This is a genomic window from Methylomonas rapida (assembly GCF_024360925.2).
In the GTDB taxonomy this organism is placed as follows: Bacteria; Pseudomonadota; Gammaproteobacteria; order Methylococcales; family Methylomonadaceae; genus Methylomonas; species Methylomonas rapida.
This window is the reverse complement of sequence record NZ_CP113517.1, coordinates 3,842,409-3,860,517: the sequence shown is the minus strand read 5'-3', so window position 1 is coordinate 3,860,517 and position 18,109 is coordinate 3,842,409. Positions and strand designations below refer to the sequence as shown.

Here is an 18,109-nt window from a genome sequence, read left to right as displayed (position 1 = left end):
GGTGGATATACAACAATTGATACAGCGCGACGAAACCTGTTGGGAAATTCAATCGCATGGCGCGATGCGCGTGCCGGCGGTGATTTATGCCGATGCCTCGCTACTGCGCGACATGGATCAAAAGGTTTACGAGCAAATCACCAATGTCGCAAGTTTGCCTGGAATCGTCGAGGCAGCCTATGCGATGCCGGACGCGCATTGGGGTTACGGCTTTCCGATCGGTGGCGTCGCGGCCTTCGATCCGGACCAAGGCGGTGTGGTGTCGGCTGGCGGCGTAGGATTCGACATTTCCTGCGGCGTCCGCACCCTGCATACCGGTTTGCAGCTTGCGGACGTGAGGCCGTACAAACAGCAGTTGGCCGATGCCCTGTACAAAGCCATTCCGGCGGGTGTCGGCAGCAAGGGCCGGATACATTTGAATCACGACCTCATGCATGGCATGTTGACCGGCGGTGCGCAGTGGGCCTTGGAGCAGGGGTGGGGCGAGGACAGCGACCTGGAACGCATGGAGGAAGGCGGTCGCATGGTCGGCGCGGTAGCGAGTTATGTTTCGCCCAAAGCCCGCGAGCGGCAGAAAGACGAAATGGGCACCCTGGGCTCCGGCAATCATTATCTGGAAGTGCAGCGGGTCGCCGAGGTTTACGACCAACATGTCGCCAATGTATTTGGGTTACGGGTCGACGACGTCGTGATCAGCATCCATTGTGGTTCCAGGGGTCTCGGGCATCAGATCGGCACCGAATTTTTGCGCGACATGGCGATAGCGGCAAGTCAATACCGGATCGATTTACCGGATCGAGAGTTGGCCTGTGCCCCGCTAACGTCCCCACTGGGCAAGCAATATTTGGGAGCGATGCGGGCGGCGATCAATTGTGCGCTGGCCAATCGGCAGATCATCACGCACTTGACGCGCGATGCAGTCAAGACGGTGTTTCCCGGCGTGCATTTGGGTTTGCTATATGACGTCTCGCATAACACGTGCAAGCTTGAGCAACATGCGATCAACGGTCAGAAAAAGGCGCTGTTCGTGCATAGAAAGGGGGCGACACGCGCGTTCGGGCCGGGGCATCCCGATCTGCCGGCGGTGTTCCGCCAGGTTGGCCAACCGATGTTGATCGGCGGTTCAATGGGAACGAGTTCCTATGTGCTGTGCGGCACGCAGGAAAGTGAAAAACGCGCCTTCAATTCGGCCTGTCATGGCGCGGGTAGAGCGATGAGCCGCCACCAAGCCACCAAGCAATGGCAGGGTAGCGCTCTGGTCGATGACCTGGCGGATCGCGGCATCATCATCCGTAGCCCGTCGCTGCGGGGCGTGGCCGAAGAGGCCCCGGGAGCCTACAAGGACGTTAGTGTAGTGGTGGACGTGGCAGACCGTGCCGGATTGGCTCGAAAGGTCGCCCAACTGGAGCCCTTGATTTGCATCAAGGGCTGATGTAAATGGCTCTTTGTTACATCGGAACGAGTGGCTGGTGCTATCGGCATTGGCGGGAGTGTTTTTACCAAGGTATTGCCCAAAAGGACTGGCTCACGTTTTACGCGGAGCATTTTGCGGCAGTGGAAATCAACGCCAGCTTTTATCGCTTGCAAACGCATAAAGCTTTGCAAGACTGGTTTCAGCGAACCCCTGCCAATTTTCGTTTCGCATTGAAAGCCAACCGTTACCTGACACATAACAAAAAATTGCGCGCGGCCGAGAAGTCGATACTGATCGAAAAAGCTCATGCCCAGGCGTTGGGCGAAAAATTGGCCGTGGTGCTTTGGCAATTGCCCGCCAATCTGAAAAAAGATATTGCGAGGCTAAGCGATTTCGTCGATGCATTGGGGCAATGGCGCGAAGTTCGGCACAGCATGGAATTCAGGCATGTCTCGTGGTTTGATGATGAAACGGCTGATTGTCTGGCGCGAGCCAATGTGGCCATCTGTCAAGCCGACGCCGCTGATTGGCCGATTTGGCGGCACGTGACCACCGACTTGGTTTATTTGCGCCTGCACGGCCATAGCCGAACCTATGTGTCGAGTTACGCGGATAACGAACTATCCGATTGGGCCGACCGTATTGCAGTTTGGCAATCGCAAGGCAAGGTGGTTCATGTTTATTTCAATAATGATACGGAATGCGCCGCGCCGTTAAATGCATTGGTTTTGCGAACTTTGCTAGAAAGACATCAAGCTCGATTCGATAAAGTCGAGTGTGCCGCTCGAGCATCATCCGCTATCGATAGTCCCGATAGCGGCGGGTAACAAAAAGGCATACAATCGAATTGGGCTTGGAGGCTTTGCCGCCGATCATTCGGCGTTATTCAATCATAATAATGATGGAGGTCTTTATGACAATCACATGGGTAATAGTCGCGGATAGCAGTAGGGCAAGATTTTTCAATATGCCGAGTCGAACAGAGTCCCTGCAAGAAATGGAGGGTATGGTTCATGCGGAAGGGAGGATGCGAGATCAGGAGGAGGTCTCCGATCGTCAGGGTGGATTGGCGAGTGGTGGGCATGCTTTCGAAGCCCCTACCGACATTGCTCAACACGAAGCGGACGTTTTTGCCAAGCAAATCGCCGACCGGCTTGAGCACGGGCGGGTCGAACGTGCTTACGACAAATTGGTTTTGGTTGCCGCTCCGGCATTTTTGGGGGCCTTGAGGCATGCGTTGAACGACCATGTTAAAAACCTGGTCGCTATGTCGCTGGATAAAAATCTAGTGTCAGAAAAAGAAGCGGCCATCCGCGAACACATTGTGTAAACCGGTCACCCTGTGAGTGACTTGAACGGGGATGTTGTCCCTATATGTCAGTCTTGCCGACATGCAGGAATGAGCTTGTCGATCTTATGATCAGCGCGCGCTCATTCCTGTCGATTTTGCTTGACCCTAAAACGGCAGAAAGTCCACGAAAAGCACGAAAAGCACGAAATACACGAAAGGAATCATTGCGTTATGAAGTTTGTCGGTTCACCTGTTCGTAGCTGCTCTTTGGGGGGGATAACTGTTTGAAACTTTTCGTGATTCCTTCGATCCTGCTCAGGACAGGTTTCGTGTGTTTCGTGGACCAAATGATTTTTCTAGGTTGACCGTTTATCCTGTCTATTGGTCAGGTCGATGGTTAAAGGAAATCATTCGGCGGCTTTACATGAAGCTCATAAAAACATGGTTTTGTTTGATTTATATCAATATTTTACAGAATACACTTAATGTATTGGGTGCTAAAATGACAACCTCTTTGCGTAATCGGGTGGGGTCGTTGATATGCGCCATGCATCATACATAAAAGCTTTATTTCTCTTAAAGCGTTCCGAGAATAAAAAGCTGGCATTGTTGTGGAATCAAGCAGAGCCGATTTCTCTTGACGAGCTTAAAGCGAAATTCGCCGCGCTGGTACGCGATGAGCTTGCCTATCAACCCGACCAAGCCATCCCGAACGTTGACTCATTCACTCTGGAAGAGCTTTGGGCGATTTTTGAATCTCTTGAAGAGTTGGAAGACTATCCGTTGATATATTGACGCGGTATTGCACCGTTCATCGGGGCTATCCGCTCGTTAGATTGTCTCCCTGCCGGAGATTGCGAGGCTGTCCGTCCGTAATGTCGGTACGGCGCTCAGCAAGGCTCGCGTATATTCATGCATCGGTTTGGTCAGCACTTGTTCCACCGGGCCATGCTCGACAATTCTGCCTTGATACATCACGGCCACTTCATCGGCCATTTCCGCGACCACCCCAAAGCTGTGCGTGATCAGCAAATAGCTCAGGCCCTGGCTTTTTTGCAGGTTTTTCAGTAACTCGATGATTTGTGCCTGCACCGACACGTCCAGGGCACTGGTCGGCTCGTCGCAGACGATCAATTTGGGCTCCACTGCCAAGGCACGGGCTATACAGATGCGTTGACGCTGGCCACCGGAAAATTCATGGGGATAGCGTAATGCCGCGTCCGCGGGCAAATCCACGTGCTGTAACAGTTTGGCAACCCGGTTTTGCTTTTCCGGGCGTGAAATGTCCGGCCGCAGCGCATTCAGGCCTTCGGCGATGATGTCGCCAACCAGCATTCTAGGATTCATCGCCGCGAATGGGTCTTGAAATACGATTTGAATTTCGGCGCGTCGCCGGCGCAGGGCTTCGCCGCCAAGTTCAGTCAAATCGATGCCGTCGAACCATACTTGGCCGGCATGCAGCGGGATAAGATTCAATAATGCCTTGCCCAGGCTGGTTTTGCCACAGCCGGATTCGCCGACCAAGGCCAGCGTCTTGCCTGCTTGCAACACAAAATCGACGCCGTCCACGGCTTTGACGTGTCCGACCACGCGTTTGAACAGGCCTTTGCGAACCGGGTAATAGACTTTGAAATCCTCGACTTTTAGTAGCGCAGGTTTGGTTTGAGTTTGCCGACCGATGCAACTGTCCATGCGGGGTAATGCCGCCAATAGTTTCAGACTGTAGGTGTGTTGAGCTTGGTTAAAAAAATCCCGTGTTGGCGCGGATTCGACGATTTTACCGTTCTGCATCACGGCAATACGGTCGGCGATATTGGAAACCAGCGCCAAGTCATGACTGATCAGCCACAGAGCCATGCCGGTCTGACGTTGCAGATGTTTCAACAACGCCAGGATTTGCGCTTGTATCGTCACATCCAGCGCCGTGGTGGGCTCATCGGCAATCAACAAATCCGGTTCGCCGGCCAACGCAATCGCAATCATCACACGCTGACGCTGGCCGCCCGACAATTGATGAGGATATTCATTGATACGGCGCTCGGGTTCCGGAATTTCCACCTGTCGCAATAATTCCAGTATTCGTTGTTTGATCAGTGGCTTGGCCAGCTGAAAATGCAACTCAAGCACTTCGGCAATCTGCTCGCCTATGGTCATGACTGGATTCAGTGACGACATAGGGTCCTGAAATATCAGGCCGATACGGCGGCCGCGCAGCTTGCAGAACTCGATTTCCGGGATATGCGTCAACTCCTGGTCTTGCAGGCTGATCGATGTTGCCTGCATGCGGGCTGCATTCGGCAGTAGCCTTAAAATAGACAATGCCGTGATGGACTTGCCCGAACCGGACTCGCCGACCAACGCAAAGGTTTCGCCGGGATTGATATGAAAATCGATGTTGTCGACTACTTTGGCATTGCCAAAGGCAACTTGCAGGCCCTTGACTTTCAATAATGCATCAGCCACGTTCGGTCCTCCGTGGGTCAAACGCATCCCTGACGCTGTCGGCGAACAGATTGGCCGCCAGCACCAGCGCAAACATGGACACGAAGGCCGCCGTCAGCGACCACCAGACCACGGGTTCCCTGGCCATTTCCAGACGCGCGCCATTGATCATGTTGCCCCAGCTGTGAGTCGTGGGGTCGACGCCGATGTTGATATACGACAATACCGCCTCGGCCAATACCAGCGAGCTGAAATCCAGCACCACGCTGATCAAGACGATGTGCATCACGTTGGGAAGAATGTGGCGAAACAGGATCATCGCCGGCTTGACGCCCAAGGCATGCGCGGCCTGAACATATTCCATCTCGCGCAGTTTCAAGGTTTCGGCGCGCAGCAGCCGGCATAGCCCTGTCCAGCTGGTCACGCCCAGAATCAGGCATAAAAACAATAACCGCATGTCGGCCCTTACCAACAAGTTGTTGAAATCATCGGGGTGGTTGGTCATATAGACTTGCACCATCAGGATGGAGGCGGCGATCAGCAATACGCCGGGTATCGAGTTCAGCGTGGTGTAGACGAACTGGATGACGTCATCTATCCAACCCTTGAAGAAACCGGCCATGATGCCGAACACGATCGCCAGTGGCAGCATTACCAGGGTGGTCAATGAGCCTATCACCAAACCGGTGCGTATGCTTTTCAGGCTTTGGTACAGCACGTCCTCGCCGACCTTGTCGGTGCCGAGCACATGATAATACTGCGACAGAGAAAACAGCGTGTAGGTCAGCGAAACGACGATGAACAGCACGATCCAGGTCGCCTTGCCGCTGGCGCTGCGGATAAAGCGCTGATGGCGCTCGCGCTTGTCGGCCCAGGCCAGCAACAGGATCATCAGCATCAAGCCGGCGCCTTTACTGAAACCGCCAAGGGTTTTGTTCAATACGTCGGCAGTCAGTTCCCGTTCCGGGTCGGCCAGGTGGGCGCCGCCGTATTGCAGGCGGGGATAATCCCAGTGGGCCGTGCCGTCGGCCAATACGATAGTTTCCTTGGCATAGGCATGGGCCGCAAATGGCGCGGAATAGGTTTTTTCGGTGTGATCGCGCATCGCATGGCAAGCAACATCCAGCACGCTGATGGCTTCATTGCCGTTGTTCTGGCTGTCTTTGAAGTGAATCGAGTCGGCCAGCCCGATTAACACGAAACAGAGCAATAACGTAAAAGAAGCCGTGGCCACAGGATTTTCGGCGATCTTTTGCAAGGGTCTGCGCATGTGGGGCTGGCTATTTAGATACCACGCCAGCAATAGGCTGGCCAGCACTAAAAGATAAATCAGCGCATCGGTCCATAATACCAGCATCAGCTTAACCTCACGCGTGGATCGACCAAGGTGTAGGAAATATCGGTCAGCAGTAGGCCCACGATATAGAGTACGGAGCCCAGAAATACCATGGAGCGGACGATGGCAAAGTCCTGACGGTTGATGGCGTCTATCGTGTAACTGCCAAGGCCCGGAATGCTGAAAAAGGATTCCATGATCAAACTCCCCATGAATAGCAACGGCAGCACTACGACCACGCCGGTCAGAATAGGAATCATCGCGTTCTTCAGCACATGCTTGAACAATACTTGGGTTTCGGACAACCCTTTCGCGCGGGCCGTGCGCACATAGTCTTTTTCCACTTCTTCCAGAAACAAGGCGCGATACCAGCGCACGCCGGCGCCGATGCCGGCCACTACGCTAATGATGACGGGCAATACTAAAAACTTGATGGCGGCAAACCCCGAGTCGTAACCGGAAATCGGCACCAGTTTCAGTAGCTTGCCAATGAAGAATTGGCCGCCGATGATATAAAACAGCGATGACACCGACATCAAGCCCACGCATGCCACGCTACCGGCGAGTTCCAGGTAGCTGTTGCGGAACAATACCATCAACAAGGCCAGCGTAATGTTGACCAGCAGACCCACTAGCAGGGAGGGCAAGGCCAGCGCCAGACTGGGCCACATGCGCTGACGAATGTCCGTGCCGATATTGCGGCCGCTGTCGGAAATGCCGAAATCGAACAAAAACAGGTGCACGGATTTTTGAAAGAAAACGGTCTCGGTCAGATGTTTGCCGCCTTCTTCGGCGTCGTTCCACAGCAGCGGTAAATCATAGCCATGCTGCCGCTTCCAGTTTTGAACGGCTTGCTCGGTGACGTGCTTTTGCCCCAATTGCATGCGCGCCATGTCGTCCGGGCTATTGACGACGAAAAACAGCACGAAGGTCAGTATATTCACCGCAATCAACAGCGGAATGGCATAGAGAAGGCGGCGCGTGATGTAGGTGAACATGAATGGTTGACAATTACCGCGGTGGTTGAGATCAATGCTTCATTCTCGCAACTTTGCCGTTTTGCAGGCAACCGCAATTTGTCGAGACGGCATGAAAAGTTTATGCTGGTATGCTGTAGCCGGCGGCGCGGGCAAAAAAGCTGCGCAATTCGATCAACTATTTCTTGCAACAGAAGCGGACTAATCGCCTATGAAACCCTTAAACAGAAAAGCTAACAAAAAAGTCACGTTGATTTTATTCGGCGTAATACTTTCCTCGCTCAATGTCGCTTGGGCGAAATCCGATATGGAACTTCAAGAAGAGGCGCTCAAAGCCCGCGAAAGTATTCGGCATAAAAACATGAATCATTCCATGCATGACAATGCCGAAGATCAGACCGGCGGATTTCGTGGCGTTTTTTATGGCTATTTGCCTTGCGAGCAGAAGGATTGCGATGGCATCAAGCAGACCCTGTCGTTGAAGCCTAGAAACAACTATCTATTGGTTACCCAGTACGCCAAGGAATCCACCCGGGAATATTATGAAAAAGGCAAATACGATTGGGACGATAAGAAGCATGTCCTGACCTTGACGCCCAACAAGGAAGGGGCCGCCAGGCGGCTATACAGCATTGAAGACGAAGGTGCGTTGGTTACGCTAAACAGCGACGGCAAGCCCATGCCTGGCGATAAGGACGACTATACCCTCAGCAGAAGCGACAAGACCAAAACCCGGCAAGTGCATATTCATTGAGTCCCTTCAACCTAAAAACGGCAGTAAGTCCACGAAAATGACGAAATACACGAAAGAAATCATTGTGTCATGAAGCTTATCGATCCTTATCGATTCACCTGTCCGGTGCGGCTCTTAGGCATGATAACGGTTTGCAACTTTTCGTGATTTTCGTGTGTTTCGTGGACCAAATGATTTTTCTAGGTTCAACCGGCATGGCGAAACTTCAACGATTCGGTCATGCCGGGTATTGGCCGTCAGGTTTCCAGCTGCCGCCGCCGATAGGCCTTTACCGCCGGATAAATCGCTCCGGCCAATCCCAGTAATACCAAGCCTAAGGGCCAAAACTCGGCTTGATTCCATTCGCGGCGTTTTTGTTCACGCAACGCGGTATCGATGCGGCTGTATTTCAGACGATTGTTGACCATGCGCGCCGGTTTCAGATTCTTGTACCAGCTATGCAGCAAGGCAAAATCTTTCGGATAGTAGCCGAACAACCACGGGGCATCCTGACGCAAGATAGTCTGCATGCGGTCGATGATGATTTGGCGTTCGGGGCCGTTGTCCATGTTGCGCATTTGCTCGAACAGGCGGTCGAACTCCGGGTTGGCGTAATTGCCTGCATTCTCGCCGCCGTGCGTGACCTTGGAATTGGGGCCGTACAATAAAAAGAAGAAATTTTCCGGATCGGGATAATCGGCGTTCCAGCCCCAGACGAAAATCTGCGCGGCGCCGGTGCGCATCTTTTCCTGGAAGCGATTGTAGTCGGTGCCGCGGATGACTAGTTGTATGCCCAGTTTGTCGAACTGTTTGCGATACCAATTCATCAAGGCGCGGTCGTCGGTGCCGGTCGCGGTTGAATCGAAGTAGAGTAATAATTTTTCACCGGTTTTAGGGTCGATGCCGTTCGGATATCCGGCTTCGCTCATCAGTTGTTGAGCCGCTGCAATGGATTTACGTTGCGCTTGGTCGTTTTGCCATTGATACGTTACCGGGTTGATACCCGCCTCACCCTCTCGATAGCCGAAAATGCCGGGCGGCAGCAGGCCTTGAGCCGCCACGCCGCGGCCATTGGCGAATATCGCGATGAACTCGTCGTAATCGACGGCAATCGACAGCGCCTGGCGCAGCTTGCGGGCTTGTTCGGAATCACCGCCCACCACCGGGTCCAGCATGTTGAAACCCAGGTAAAAAATCGACGTGGCGACCGAGGTTTGGAGCTGAATCTGTTTTTTCTGCATCATCGGCGTCAGTTTCGGGTCGCCGGTCGCGGAAAACTGCACGGCCTGGTCGAAACTGTCCGAGGCGATGCCGGACGCATCGTAGTAGCCTTGTAAGAACTTGGCCCAATAGGGAATGGTTTCTTTTTCCAGCGTGAAAATCACCTGATCGACGAACGGTAAGGGCTTGCCGGCGTCATTCAGCCAGCCGGCCTCGCGGTCGCCGGGTTCGCCTTCGCTAGGATAAAAGTCCGCGTGATAGTTGGGATTTTTGCTCAGGACCATGCGGCGGTTGGGATTGTTTTCCGCCAGCCAGTAGGGCCCCGTGCCGACCGGAAACCAGTCCAGCGTAATGTTTTTGTTTTTCAACGCCGGTTGTGCGTAAAACGCATCCGCTTCCCACGGCATCGGCGCAAAAAACGGCATCGCCAGCCAGTATTGAAATTGCGGATATTTACCTTTGATGCGGATGCGGTATTGGTAATTGCCGATGGCCTCGACGCCACGCAAAGGCTGGTTTTTCAAGTCCTGGATGTCCAGTTTCGCGGTTTGTTCGGCAAACTCGGCGAAACCGTCGATGTAACCGGCCATCAATTCGGCGATCGGCGACTGAATTTTAGGAAATGCCAGCCGCTTGATCTGATAAACGTAATCTTCCGCGACCAATTCCCGGCTTTGCTGGATTTTGAAATCGCTCAAGCTGTCGATCTCGGCCAATTGTTCGGCATTCAGATGATGGTATAAAAATTGCCGTTGTGCGTTTTTACTGAACGCTGGATGTGGCTGGTAATGAATGCCGGGTTTCAGCGTGATCAGATACTCGCTATAGACAATGGCCTGATCGCTGGCGTTGTCGGGCAGGGGCTTGCCCTGACTGTCCAGATAGCGAACGACGGGCAATTGATCTGCCGTCAACGCCTGCAATTCATAGGGTCGCTTCAAATAATGGTATTGCAGCGGCGGCTCGTAAATCTGGCAAATGAAACCATATTCGTCGCTGCTGTAAGCAACTGCCGGGTCCAGGTGTTTCGGGCGTTCGGCAAACGAGGAATACAACACGCTCTTGTCGCTGTCCGTGGCAGGATAGGGGTTGTTCAGTTGTGACACGTCGCAAGCGGTTTGCGAAAATCCCAAGGTCACGAGCAGCAGGGCGCGCCGGGTTAATCTTGACAAGGGTTTGGACAATGTGGCGGGAAGCATGGGCGAATGACCTCGACGCGCCTGTCTTTTGCAACACACAGAGACAGGTGCTGTGAACCATCAGGGGTAACGTAACGATCGCGATTGCCGTGAGGCGCGGCAATGCCGCGCCTCACGATACAGCGTATCAAGCCAGATTGCGGATGGGGGCTTCCGGATTGACGTCGGCGTCGTAATCCACGCCCTCGACTTCAAAGCCAAACAACTTCAGGAATTCGTGTTTGTAGCCGGCAAAGTCGGTCAAGTCGTTGATATTATCATTGTTGACCTGTTGCCATAAGGCGTTGACCTGGTCTTGTACTTGCGGTTGCAACTCCTTGAGGTCGGCGCGCAAGCGGCCTTCGTCGTCGAGTATCGGGCTGGCGCCGTACAGGCTGTCGCGGAATAGGCCGTTGACCTGTTCGATGCAGCCTTCGTGGGTGCCTTCTTCCTTCATGACCTTGAACAGCAACGCCAGATATAGCGGCATCACCGGAATCGCCGCGCTGGCTTGCGTGACGACGGCTTTCAACACCGACACACGTGCGTCGCCACCCAGGCTTGCCAGCTTGCGGCGGATATCGATGACACGTTTGTCCAGGTCTTTTTTCGCCGCGCCGATGGTGCCGTCCCAGTAAATGTCCCAGGTGACCTTTTCGCCCAGATAGGTAAAGGCCGTGGTCTTGGCGCCTTCCGCCAACACGTCGGCTTCGGCCAGCGCGTCTATCCACATCTGCCAGTCTTCGCCGCCCATCACGGCCACGGTGTTGGCTATCTCTTCCTCGGTGGCAGCCGGCAACGTAAACGATTTGATGACTTCCTTGTCGGTGTCGATGCCGTTCTGTATCAAATCCTTGCCGATCGGTTTCAGCGTGGAGTTATGGGTGACGCCGGTTTTGGGATGGGTACGGCGTGGCGCAGCCAAGCTGTAGATCACCAGGTCGACCTTGCCGAAGTCTTGCTTGATCGCTTCAATGGTTTTTAGCTTGATCTCGTCGGAAAAGGCATCGCCATTGATGCTTTTGGCGTAAAGGCCTTCGGCCTCGGCAAACTTGTGAAACGCCGCGGAGTTATACCAGCCGGGAGTGCCTGGTTTGTCAGCCGTGCCTTCGCGCTCGAAGAACACGCCCAGCGTTTTCGCGCCGGAACCAAAGGCCGCCACGATGCGCGAGGCCAAGCCGTAACCGGTGGACGCGCCCAAAACCAAGACGTTTTTCGGGCCATTGGCGATAGGACCGCAACCTTTGACATAGTCTATCTGCTGTTTGACATTGGCTTCGCAGCCAACCGGATGGGTAGTGACGCACATAAAGCCACGTACGCGAGGTTTGATAATCATGTTGCTCCTCAAATCAAGCCATGAACAAGTTAAGAATGGGCTGCGTTGGCAACCGTTTCGTCGTAAACCCTAAAGTTTATCCGATGACATGACCGAACAGGAAAATTATTCCGGTTTGCGGCGGCTATAACGGTGTTTGACGCCGGCCGGGAAATAATCCGGATCGGCAAAGGCGTGCAGCGTAACTTGCGGCAACTGTCTGTCCACGGGCGTGTAGTTGGCAAACTCGCTGTTCAGACGAAGCAGTTGGATTTTGATGGATTCGGCGATTTTCGTCGCCATTTCGGGAGAGGCTTCGATGTCTGGTAATAATTCCACGGCGACATGCAAGGTCTTGTCGCCGGTTGTGGTTTCGGCGGATTCGAGGACGAATTTGCCGCTGAGCCATTGCATTAATTCGGGTTGCTCAAGGCCCACGGTGACATTTTCCGGAAAGATATTGGCGCCATAATAGGACACGGTGAAATCGGCCCGGCCAAATACATACACAAACGGCAGATGGCGCGGTTGGAATGAGCTGGGCAAACCCAGATCGCCGACAGACTCTATGCCGAGTTGCTTTAAAAATGACCACATGTCCTGGTAACTGATCAGACCGCCTTTATCGGCGATGTGATAACGCAATAATGGCACGCTGTTCTCGCCGGAAACCACCAGGGTATCCTCATGGACTTCAAAAAACCGACTGTGAGGATCGTATTGCACCAGAGTCGGCAGGCGCGACTCGCCGAACAATTGCCTGGCCGCTTCAGGATGCTGGGCTAGCCAGCGGCGAATGGCGATGCTAAACGGCGTTTCATTGCCGAGCACACCACCATCGGCGGTTCCGTACAGGGAGGCCGAGTCGAAGCATGGATCGGTCGAACCGATGCGTTGGCCAACCAGCTCTCGCCATTCCTCGCTGAATACCTCGCCGGCAAATACCAGTTTGGTCGAGTAATCGGGCCATGCGATGCCTTCGATTGTGCCGGCATCGATGACGTCCTTGACGAAGGGTGGATAACCCAGCAACACGGTTTGATCGTAATAGGGTGCCAATTCGCGCACGACGCGAAAAATTTCGGCTTTATTGTTGCCCGGCGTCGCTACCATCAGTGGATAACCCTTGCGTGCCAAATGCCAGCAGCAAGAAGTGGTAAACAAGCCGCCAACCCAGTTTCCCAGCGCGAAGCAAACCACCGCCAGCGTGCTGCGCCGGTCGGCGACAAAACTATCGCGAAAGACCTGCTCGAAACGTACCGCAACATCTAGTTCATAAGCTGCGGAGCGTGGCCAAAAAGTTGGCTGGCCAGTGGAGCCGGAGGAAACCGCGATTCTATCCGCGCCGAGCAAGCTGCCGCCGAAACAACGCTCGGGTAGCGGAAAGGCTTGCATGTAGTTGGCTTTGTTTATCAGCGGTAAAGTCTGAAAGGCTGGGTAGCTGTCGATTTGGTTTGGGCTTATCCGATGGTTTTGCAGGAATTGGCGATACGCCGGGACGCTGTCGGCGCTGCGGCGGAACAAGTCCAAAACCTTTTGTTGCGGGTCATGGGCTTGGTGTTCGACAAGCAATTGGTCAAGCGACGTGTGCAGAAAACGATCGAATAGGTCATCGTTGTTTACTGGCTGCGGGCTGTTCATGACAATAACCTTAGTGCCGAAATCAGTGGGTGGCTTGTAATTTTTTCAGGCTTTGCGCGACACGTTCGGCATCGAGCGCCGGGTCGACGTCGTCATCGATTTGCCGAATTACCAGCGAGGGATCGAGAATGAAGGTCCAGCGTTTGGCCATGTTCAGCACTGGCATTTTGACGCCGTAGGCTTCGGTGACTTTGGCGTCGGGGTCCGAGAGTAAATTGAAGGTCAGTTTGTGTTCTTTATGAAACGCCGACAGGTCTTCTACCTCATCGGTGCTAATGCCATAAACCTCGGCGTTCTGCTGGCGAATGGCCTGGATGGCGTCACGAAAGGCGCAGGCTTGCGTCGTGCAGCCAGGCGTGCCGGCCTTGGGATAAAAATACAGGATGGTCCAGCCTTGGTTCTGGCGATCGGACAATTTGAATGCATTGCCTTCATGGCTGATCAATTCAAACGGCGGTGCAGGCTGACCAATGCTGAGTGCCTCGGCAACAACGCTGCCGGTAAAACCCAGCCAAAGCAACAGAAGGGTTAGTAGTTTGAAACTGTTGTCAGGCTTTAACATCGAACGCTCTCCGGTTGACATCAACACGATTGCGTCCACTTTAAACCAAACGGCTCCAGCTTGCGAGGCTAATTATCTTGGCTGATTGTTGCTTGGCCAAGGTGGTTAATTCTTGCTGTTCTTGGCTTTGAGTTTGGCCTGTTGGGCAATGAAGTAAGTGTCGTAGTGCCAATTAATACGCGGTGGCGGTAAGGTACAAGTTTTCATGGGATGATTGGTTTTGGTTGTTGTCAGTGCGGATTCGCTGTTCATCTTTTGGCGATTGGATATCGGTTGTATCTAGCGTGATGCCGATTTGCCGTGCGGAATGGATTTTAGCGAGGATTCGAGGTGGATGCGTGGCGGTGTCTGCCTTCGCCGAAGCGAGCTGGCTGCGCCGAGGAAGCGCTGCCAGCTCTAACGAATTAGATGATGCTCACTTCTTCGGCTTGCGGACCTTTGGGGCCACGGCCCAATTTGAATTGAACATGCTGGCCTTCGTCCAGGGTTCTGAAGTTGTTGTTGGGGTTCAGGATGTTTTTGAAATGTACGAAAACATCTGGGCCTTGTTTTTGCTCGATAAAGCCGAAGCCTTTGTCTGCGTTAAACCATTTGACGATGCCGGTAGTCATTGTTGACATAATTGAGTCCTGTAAATAAGGTAAAAAATTAAAGCCTTGGTGTAAGGCGGAGTGCGCTGGTAAAAGGGGAATTACTGAATGATAAACAGGACGAAGAACTACAATAGAAACATCGAATCGGTAAACAAGGGTAAATCTTTTTTCTAGCTGGAGTCCATTCTAGGCTGATTGCGGGGTTTGTCAATTTAATATTTCAAATTTAGCAAAATTATTTTATTGGAGGAGTGGCGTGAAAATAATATGTCGATTATTTCGGTTAGGCATTTTAGTGCTCACAAGATTCTTTTTACGGTAAATTGATGCAAAACCTGTTTTTTGATTTTTTCTTTGGTCATGAAAATTTATCAACTCTATCGCCGGCAAAAACTCAAACTGTCTCGACAAATGGCATGGGATTTCTTCTCGTCGCCTTATTATTTGAACGAGATTACCCCGGATTTTTTCGGCTCTTCCGTATTTTGCGGAGAAACCACTACATGTAGTGCTATAGTCTTTGCCTGCCACAGTGAGTTTTGCTAAGGTCGACAATTTAACGCTGGAGTATCGTGATGACACAGTCGCTACTTCAAATACCGCTGGATATACCTGATGTTTGTATCGAAAAAGTTGAAACCACCGCCAAAGGCGAGTTCATCATCACGGTCAGTAGTACGTTAACCAGTGCAACCTGCCATCAATGCGGCCAGAGGATCGATAAGTTTTATGGCTATGGCAGAGAAATCACCTTGCGTCATTTGTCGATTTTCGATCGGCCGGTTTGGATCAAGCTAACCCCCAAGCGCTATCGATGCCCTGACTGCCCCAAAGGTCCGACGACCACGCAACAATGTGGCTGGTATAACTGGAAAAGCCCCCATACCAAAGCGTATGAGCAGTGGATATTGCGTGAATTGATCAACAGCAGCGTGACCGACATGGACGTGAAGCACGGCATCAGCGCCGAAGCGGCGGAAGGGATTATCAATCGGCACGTGGCCCAACAAGTTGATTGGTCTGCCATCCAAGGCATTCGCTTGCTGGGACTGGATGAAATCGCTTTGAAAAAAGGGCATCAAGATTTTGTGGTCATCGTGTCGGCTATCGATACCGAGGACCATAAGCGGATTCTGGCGGTGCTGCCCGACCGCAAAAAAGAAACGGTTAAAGCCTTTTTGCAGAATATTCCCGAGGCACAGCAACACGCGTTACAACGCGTCTGCGTGGACATGTATGAAGGGTATCGCAACGCCGTCTATGAGACATTGCCCGGCGTCGAGGTGGTGGTTGATCGCTTCCATGTCGCCAAGCATTATCGAGACGGCGCCGACCAGGTCCGCAAGGCGGAAATGAAAAAACTCAAGAATACCCTGTCTGCCGAGGATTATGCCAAGCTGAAAGGCGCGATGTGGGCTTTTCGGAAGCGCTGGATGGAACTCTCTGCCGATCAGCAAACCGTTTTGCTTTTTCTATTCCAGCAAGCCCCCATTTTGCGAGAAGTCTATATCCAACGGGAGCTTTTGACGGGTATTTTTGAGCGCCGACTCAATAAGGCTGAGGCCGAAAAAGCCTTGGATCGCTGGATGGAGCATATCAAAGTCTTGAAGTTGAAGGGCTTTGATGCGTTTGTCAAAACCTATCAAAACTGGCGAAATGAAATCACCAACTATTTCATTCGCCGGGAAACCAGTGGCTTTGTTGAAGGGCTTAACAACAAAATCAAAAGCATCAAACGACGCTGCTTTGGCATTTACAATACCGTCCGCCTGTTTCAGCATATCTGGCTTGATATCGAAGGGAGACGGTTGTTCGGTTATGCATAACCCTATATGTCGGGGCTACTCCGCGAAATACGGAAGAGCCATTTTTTCAATGTCGAAATCACCTCAAGGGTGCCGGAAAAAATTTATGCCGGGCTAATGATTACCTGAATCCGTGACTTAAAAGGTCATCCACGGCCGCAACGCAATGATTTAAAACGCTTATTCTGGGATAATACCGCTATTCTTCCATTCACCCGGCGAGTGATTCATGAAGCGGTTTATCCTGGAGCAATCTGAAACTGAATTTTATACCAGCCATTCTGGATTAGCCTTGGTCGGTTTATGTTTGAATCAATATGGCCAGCTCAATCAGGCGCTGGAAAAAGGTATTCCGCTACGGCACGGTATTGCTCACGCCGATATTATCAAAAGCTATATAGGCACCCTTAGCCTGGGCAAAAGCGACTTCGAAGCCATCGAAAACCATCGCGACGACGACTATTTCAAAGCCGCGCTCGCCATTCATCAAGTACCCTCCAGCGCTCGCCTCAGACAGCGGCTGGATGAACACGCTGACGCCTTATTACCGATCATTTATCAAAGCAACCTCGATTTTCTGGCTCACGCCCAGGTGCCGGTAACGCCGTTAGCCACAGGCCATGTCGCGTTGGATATCGATGTTTACCCCATGAACAACGAAAAAACCTGCAAAGAAGGCGTCTCCCGAACCTACAAAGGTTTTGACGGCTACGCCCCGATTGCCCTCTATCTGGGTAAAGAGGGCTGGTGTATTGGTAATGAACTGCGCGAAGGCAAGCAGCATTGCCAATACGAATTCCGCTATGCGCTGGAGCGCGGACTCGCCGCCGCGAAACGTTTGACGACTTTGCCTTTGTTGGTCCGGCTGGATGGCGGTCACGACGCGCTCGACAATCGCATCGACTTACACGAAGCCGATCAGGTCGATTTCATCATCAAATGGAACCCGCGTAAACAAGATGCCGACGCCTGGCTGGCCTACGCCGAACAACACGGCCAGTGGACCACACCGCGCGAAGGCAAACGCGTGGCCTTGTTCAGTGTCATGGAGCAACACACTCGCAACGGTAAAACCTATACCTGTCGCAGGGTCATGCAAATCACCGAGCGCACCATCACGGCTCAAGGCCAAGCCCTCGTGCTACCGGATATCGAAATCGAAGGCTGGTGGACCAGTCTGCCGGTGGCCGATTACGACGATGCCATGGTTATTGCCCTCTATCGCGACCATGCCACCGCTGAACAATTCCACAGCGAATTCAAGACCGATCTGGATATCGAGCGCCTGCCATCCGGCAAGTTTGCCACCAACGACCTGATCATGAGCCTCAGCGCCTATAGCTACAACATCCTGCGCTGGATAGGCCTGATCGGCTTGCTGGGCGAACAAAGCCCGGTCAGGCATCCTGCCAAGCGGCGGCGTATCAAAACCGTGATCCAGGAACTGATGTATCTGGCCGCGCGACTCATCCGTAGCGGGCACCGGCTGAAGCTGCGCTTTTCACAGAGCTGTCCCGGTTTCATCGCTTTTGAATCCACCTACGCCAAACTCGCCGCCGGCTAGCGACTGATCGCTCTGCCATCGATAGCACAACGCC

Annotated in this window: 15 protein-coding genes; 7 read left to right on the top strand and 8 right to left on the bottom strand. The window is 52.9% G+C overall.

The features are described from left to right. The first annotated feature begins 1 nt into the window (after position 1). The 4 genes from NM686_RS18160 (at position 2) to NM686_RS18145 (ending at position 3,500) form a co-directional block, all read left to right on the top strand. Positions 2–1,432, top strand: a complete 1,431-nt coding sequence (locus tag NM686_RS18160; protein WP_329959152.1) for an RtcB family protein — start codon at positions 2–4, stop codon at positions 1,430–1,432. Positions 1,433–1,437: 5 nt separating this feature from the next. Beyond that, positions 1,438–2,241 (top strand): DUF72 domain-containing protein, encoded by an 804-nt coding sequence (locus tag NM686_RS18155; protein WP_255189245.1) that lies wholly within the window; start codon positions 1,438–1,440, stop codon positions 2,239–2,241. Between the two features lie 86 nt (positions 2,242–2,327). After that, positions 2,328–2,744: a host attachment protein gene (locus tag NM686_RS18150; protein ID WP_255189244.1), complete on the top strand. Its 417-nt coding sequence runs from the start codon at positions 2,328–2,330 to the stop codon at positions 2,742–2,744. 501 nt (positions 2,745–3,245) lie between these two features. Then, a complete protein-coding gene (locus tag NM686_RS18145; protein ID WP_255189243.1) occupies positions 3,246–3,500 on the top strand; it encodes a hypothetical protein in 255 nt (84 codons plus the stop codon). 36 nt (positions 3,501–3,536) lie between these two features. Here NM686_RS18145 and NM686_RS18140 read toward each other — a convergent pair whose 3' ends face one another. Genes NM686_RS18140 through NM686_RS18130 form a run of 3 tightly spaced genes read right to left on the bottom strand, consistent with a single transcriptional unit; the run spans position 3,537 to position 7,481 of the window. Further along, positions 3,537–5,168 carry an ABC transporter ATP-binding protein gene (locus tag NM686_RS18140; protein WP_269021884.1) on the bottom strand — a complete coding sequence of 544 codons (1,632 nt, stop codon included), beginning with the start codon at positions 5,166–5,168 and terminating at the stop codon, positions 3,537–3,539. Then, complete coding sequence (locus NM686_RS18135; protein ID WP_255189241.1) at positions 5,161–6,504, bottom strand: ABC transporter permease; 1,344 nt, start codon at positions 6,502–6,504, stop codon at positions 5,161–5,163. Before NM686_RS18135 ends, NM686_RS18140 begins: the two co-directional genes overlap by 8 nt. Further along, positions 6,504–7,481, bottom strand: coding sequence for an ABC transporter permease (locus NM686_RS18130; RefSeq protein WP_255189240.1), 978 nt, complete (start codon positions 7,479–7,481; stop codon positions 6,504–6,506). Before NM686_RS18130 ends, NM686_RS18135 begins: the two co-directional genes overlap by 1 nt. 286 nt (positions 7,482–7,767) lie before the next feature. On the opposite strand from NM686_RS18130, the gene NM686_RS18125 reads away from it, so the two are divergent. After that, complete coding sequence (locus tag NM686_RS18125) at positions 7,768–8,214, top strand: copper resistance protein NlpE (RefSeq protein WP_255189239.1); 447 nt, start codon at positions 7,768–7,770, stop codon at positions 8,212–8,214. Between the two features lie 236 nt (positions 8,215–8,450). On the opposite strand, the gene NM686_RS18120 is transcribed toward NM686_RS18125, so the two are convergent. The 5 genes from NM686_RS18120 to NM686_RS18100 form a co-directional block, all read right to left on the bottom strand. Beyond that, positions 8,451–10,613, bottom strand: a complete 2,163-nt coding sequence (locus NM686_RS18120) for an ABC transporter substrate-binding protein (protein ID WP_255189238.1) — start codon at positions 10,611–10,613, stop codon at positions 8,451–8,453. Between the two features lie 127 nt (positions 10,614–10,740). Next, positions 10,741–11,931: an enoyl-ACP reductase FabV gene (fabV, locus tag NM686_RS18115; protein ID WP_255189237.1), complete on the bottom strand. Its 1,191-nt coding sequence runs from the start codon at positions 11,929–11,931 to the stop codon at positions 10,741–10,743. 105 nt (positions 11,932–12,036) lie between these two features. Continuing rightward, a complete protein-coding gene (locus NM686_RS18110) occupies positions 12,037–13,551 on the bottom strand; it encodes a phenylacetate--CoA ligase family protein (RefSeq protein WP_255189236.1) in 1,515 nt (504 codons plus the stop codon). 22 nt (positions 13,552–13,573) lie between these two features. Then, positions 13,574–14,113, bottom strand: coding sequence for a peroxiredoxin (locus NM686_RS18105; RefSeq protein WP_255189235.1), 540 nt, complete (start codon positions 14,111–14,113; stop codon positions 13,574–13,576). A gap of 404 nt (positions 14,114–14,517) precedes the next feature. Continuing rightward, the gene (locus NM686_RS18100) at positions 14,518–14,733 is read right to left on the bottom strand and encodes a cold-shock protein (RefSeq protein WP_329959151.1); all 216 of its coding nucleotides are present in this window, start codon (positions 14,731–14,733) and stop codon (positions 14,518–14,520) included. 548 nt (positions 14,734–15,281) lie between these two features. Here NM686_RS18100 and NM686_RS18095 point away from each other — a divergent pair. Both NM686_RS18095 and NM686_RS18090 read left to right on the top strand, forming a co-directional pair. After that, positions 15,282–16,532 (top strand): ISL3 family transposase, encoded by a 1,251-nt coding sequence (locus tag NM686_RS18095; protein ID WP_255187011.1) that lies wholly within the window; start codon positions 15,282–15,284, stop codon positions 16,530–16,532. 208 nt (positions 16,533–16,740) lie between these two features. Then, on the top strand, positions 16,741–18,075 hold the full coding sequence (locus NM686_RS18090; RefSeq protein ID WP_255188233.1) for an IS1380 family transposase: 1,335 nt from the start codon (positions 16,741–16,743) through the stop codon (positions 18,073–18,075). Positions 18,076–18,109: the final 34 nt, after the last annotated feature.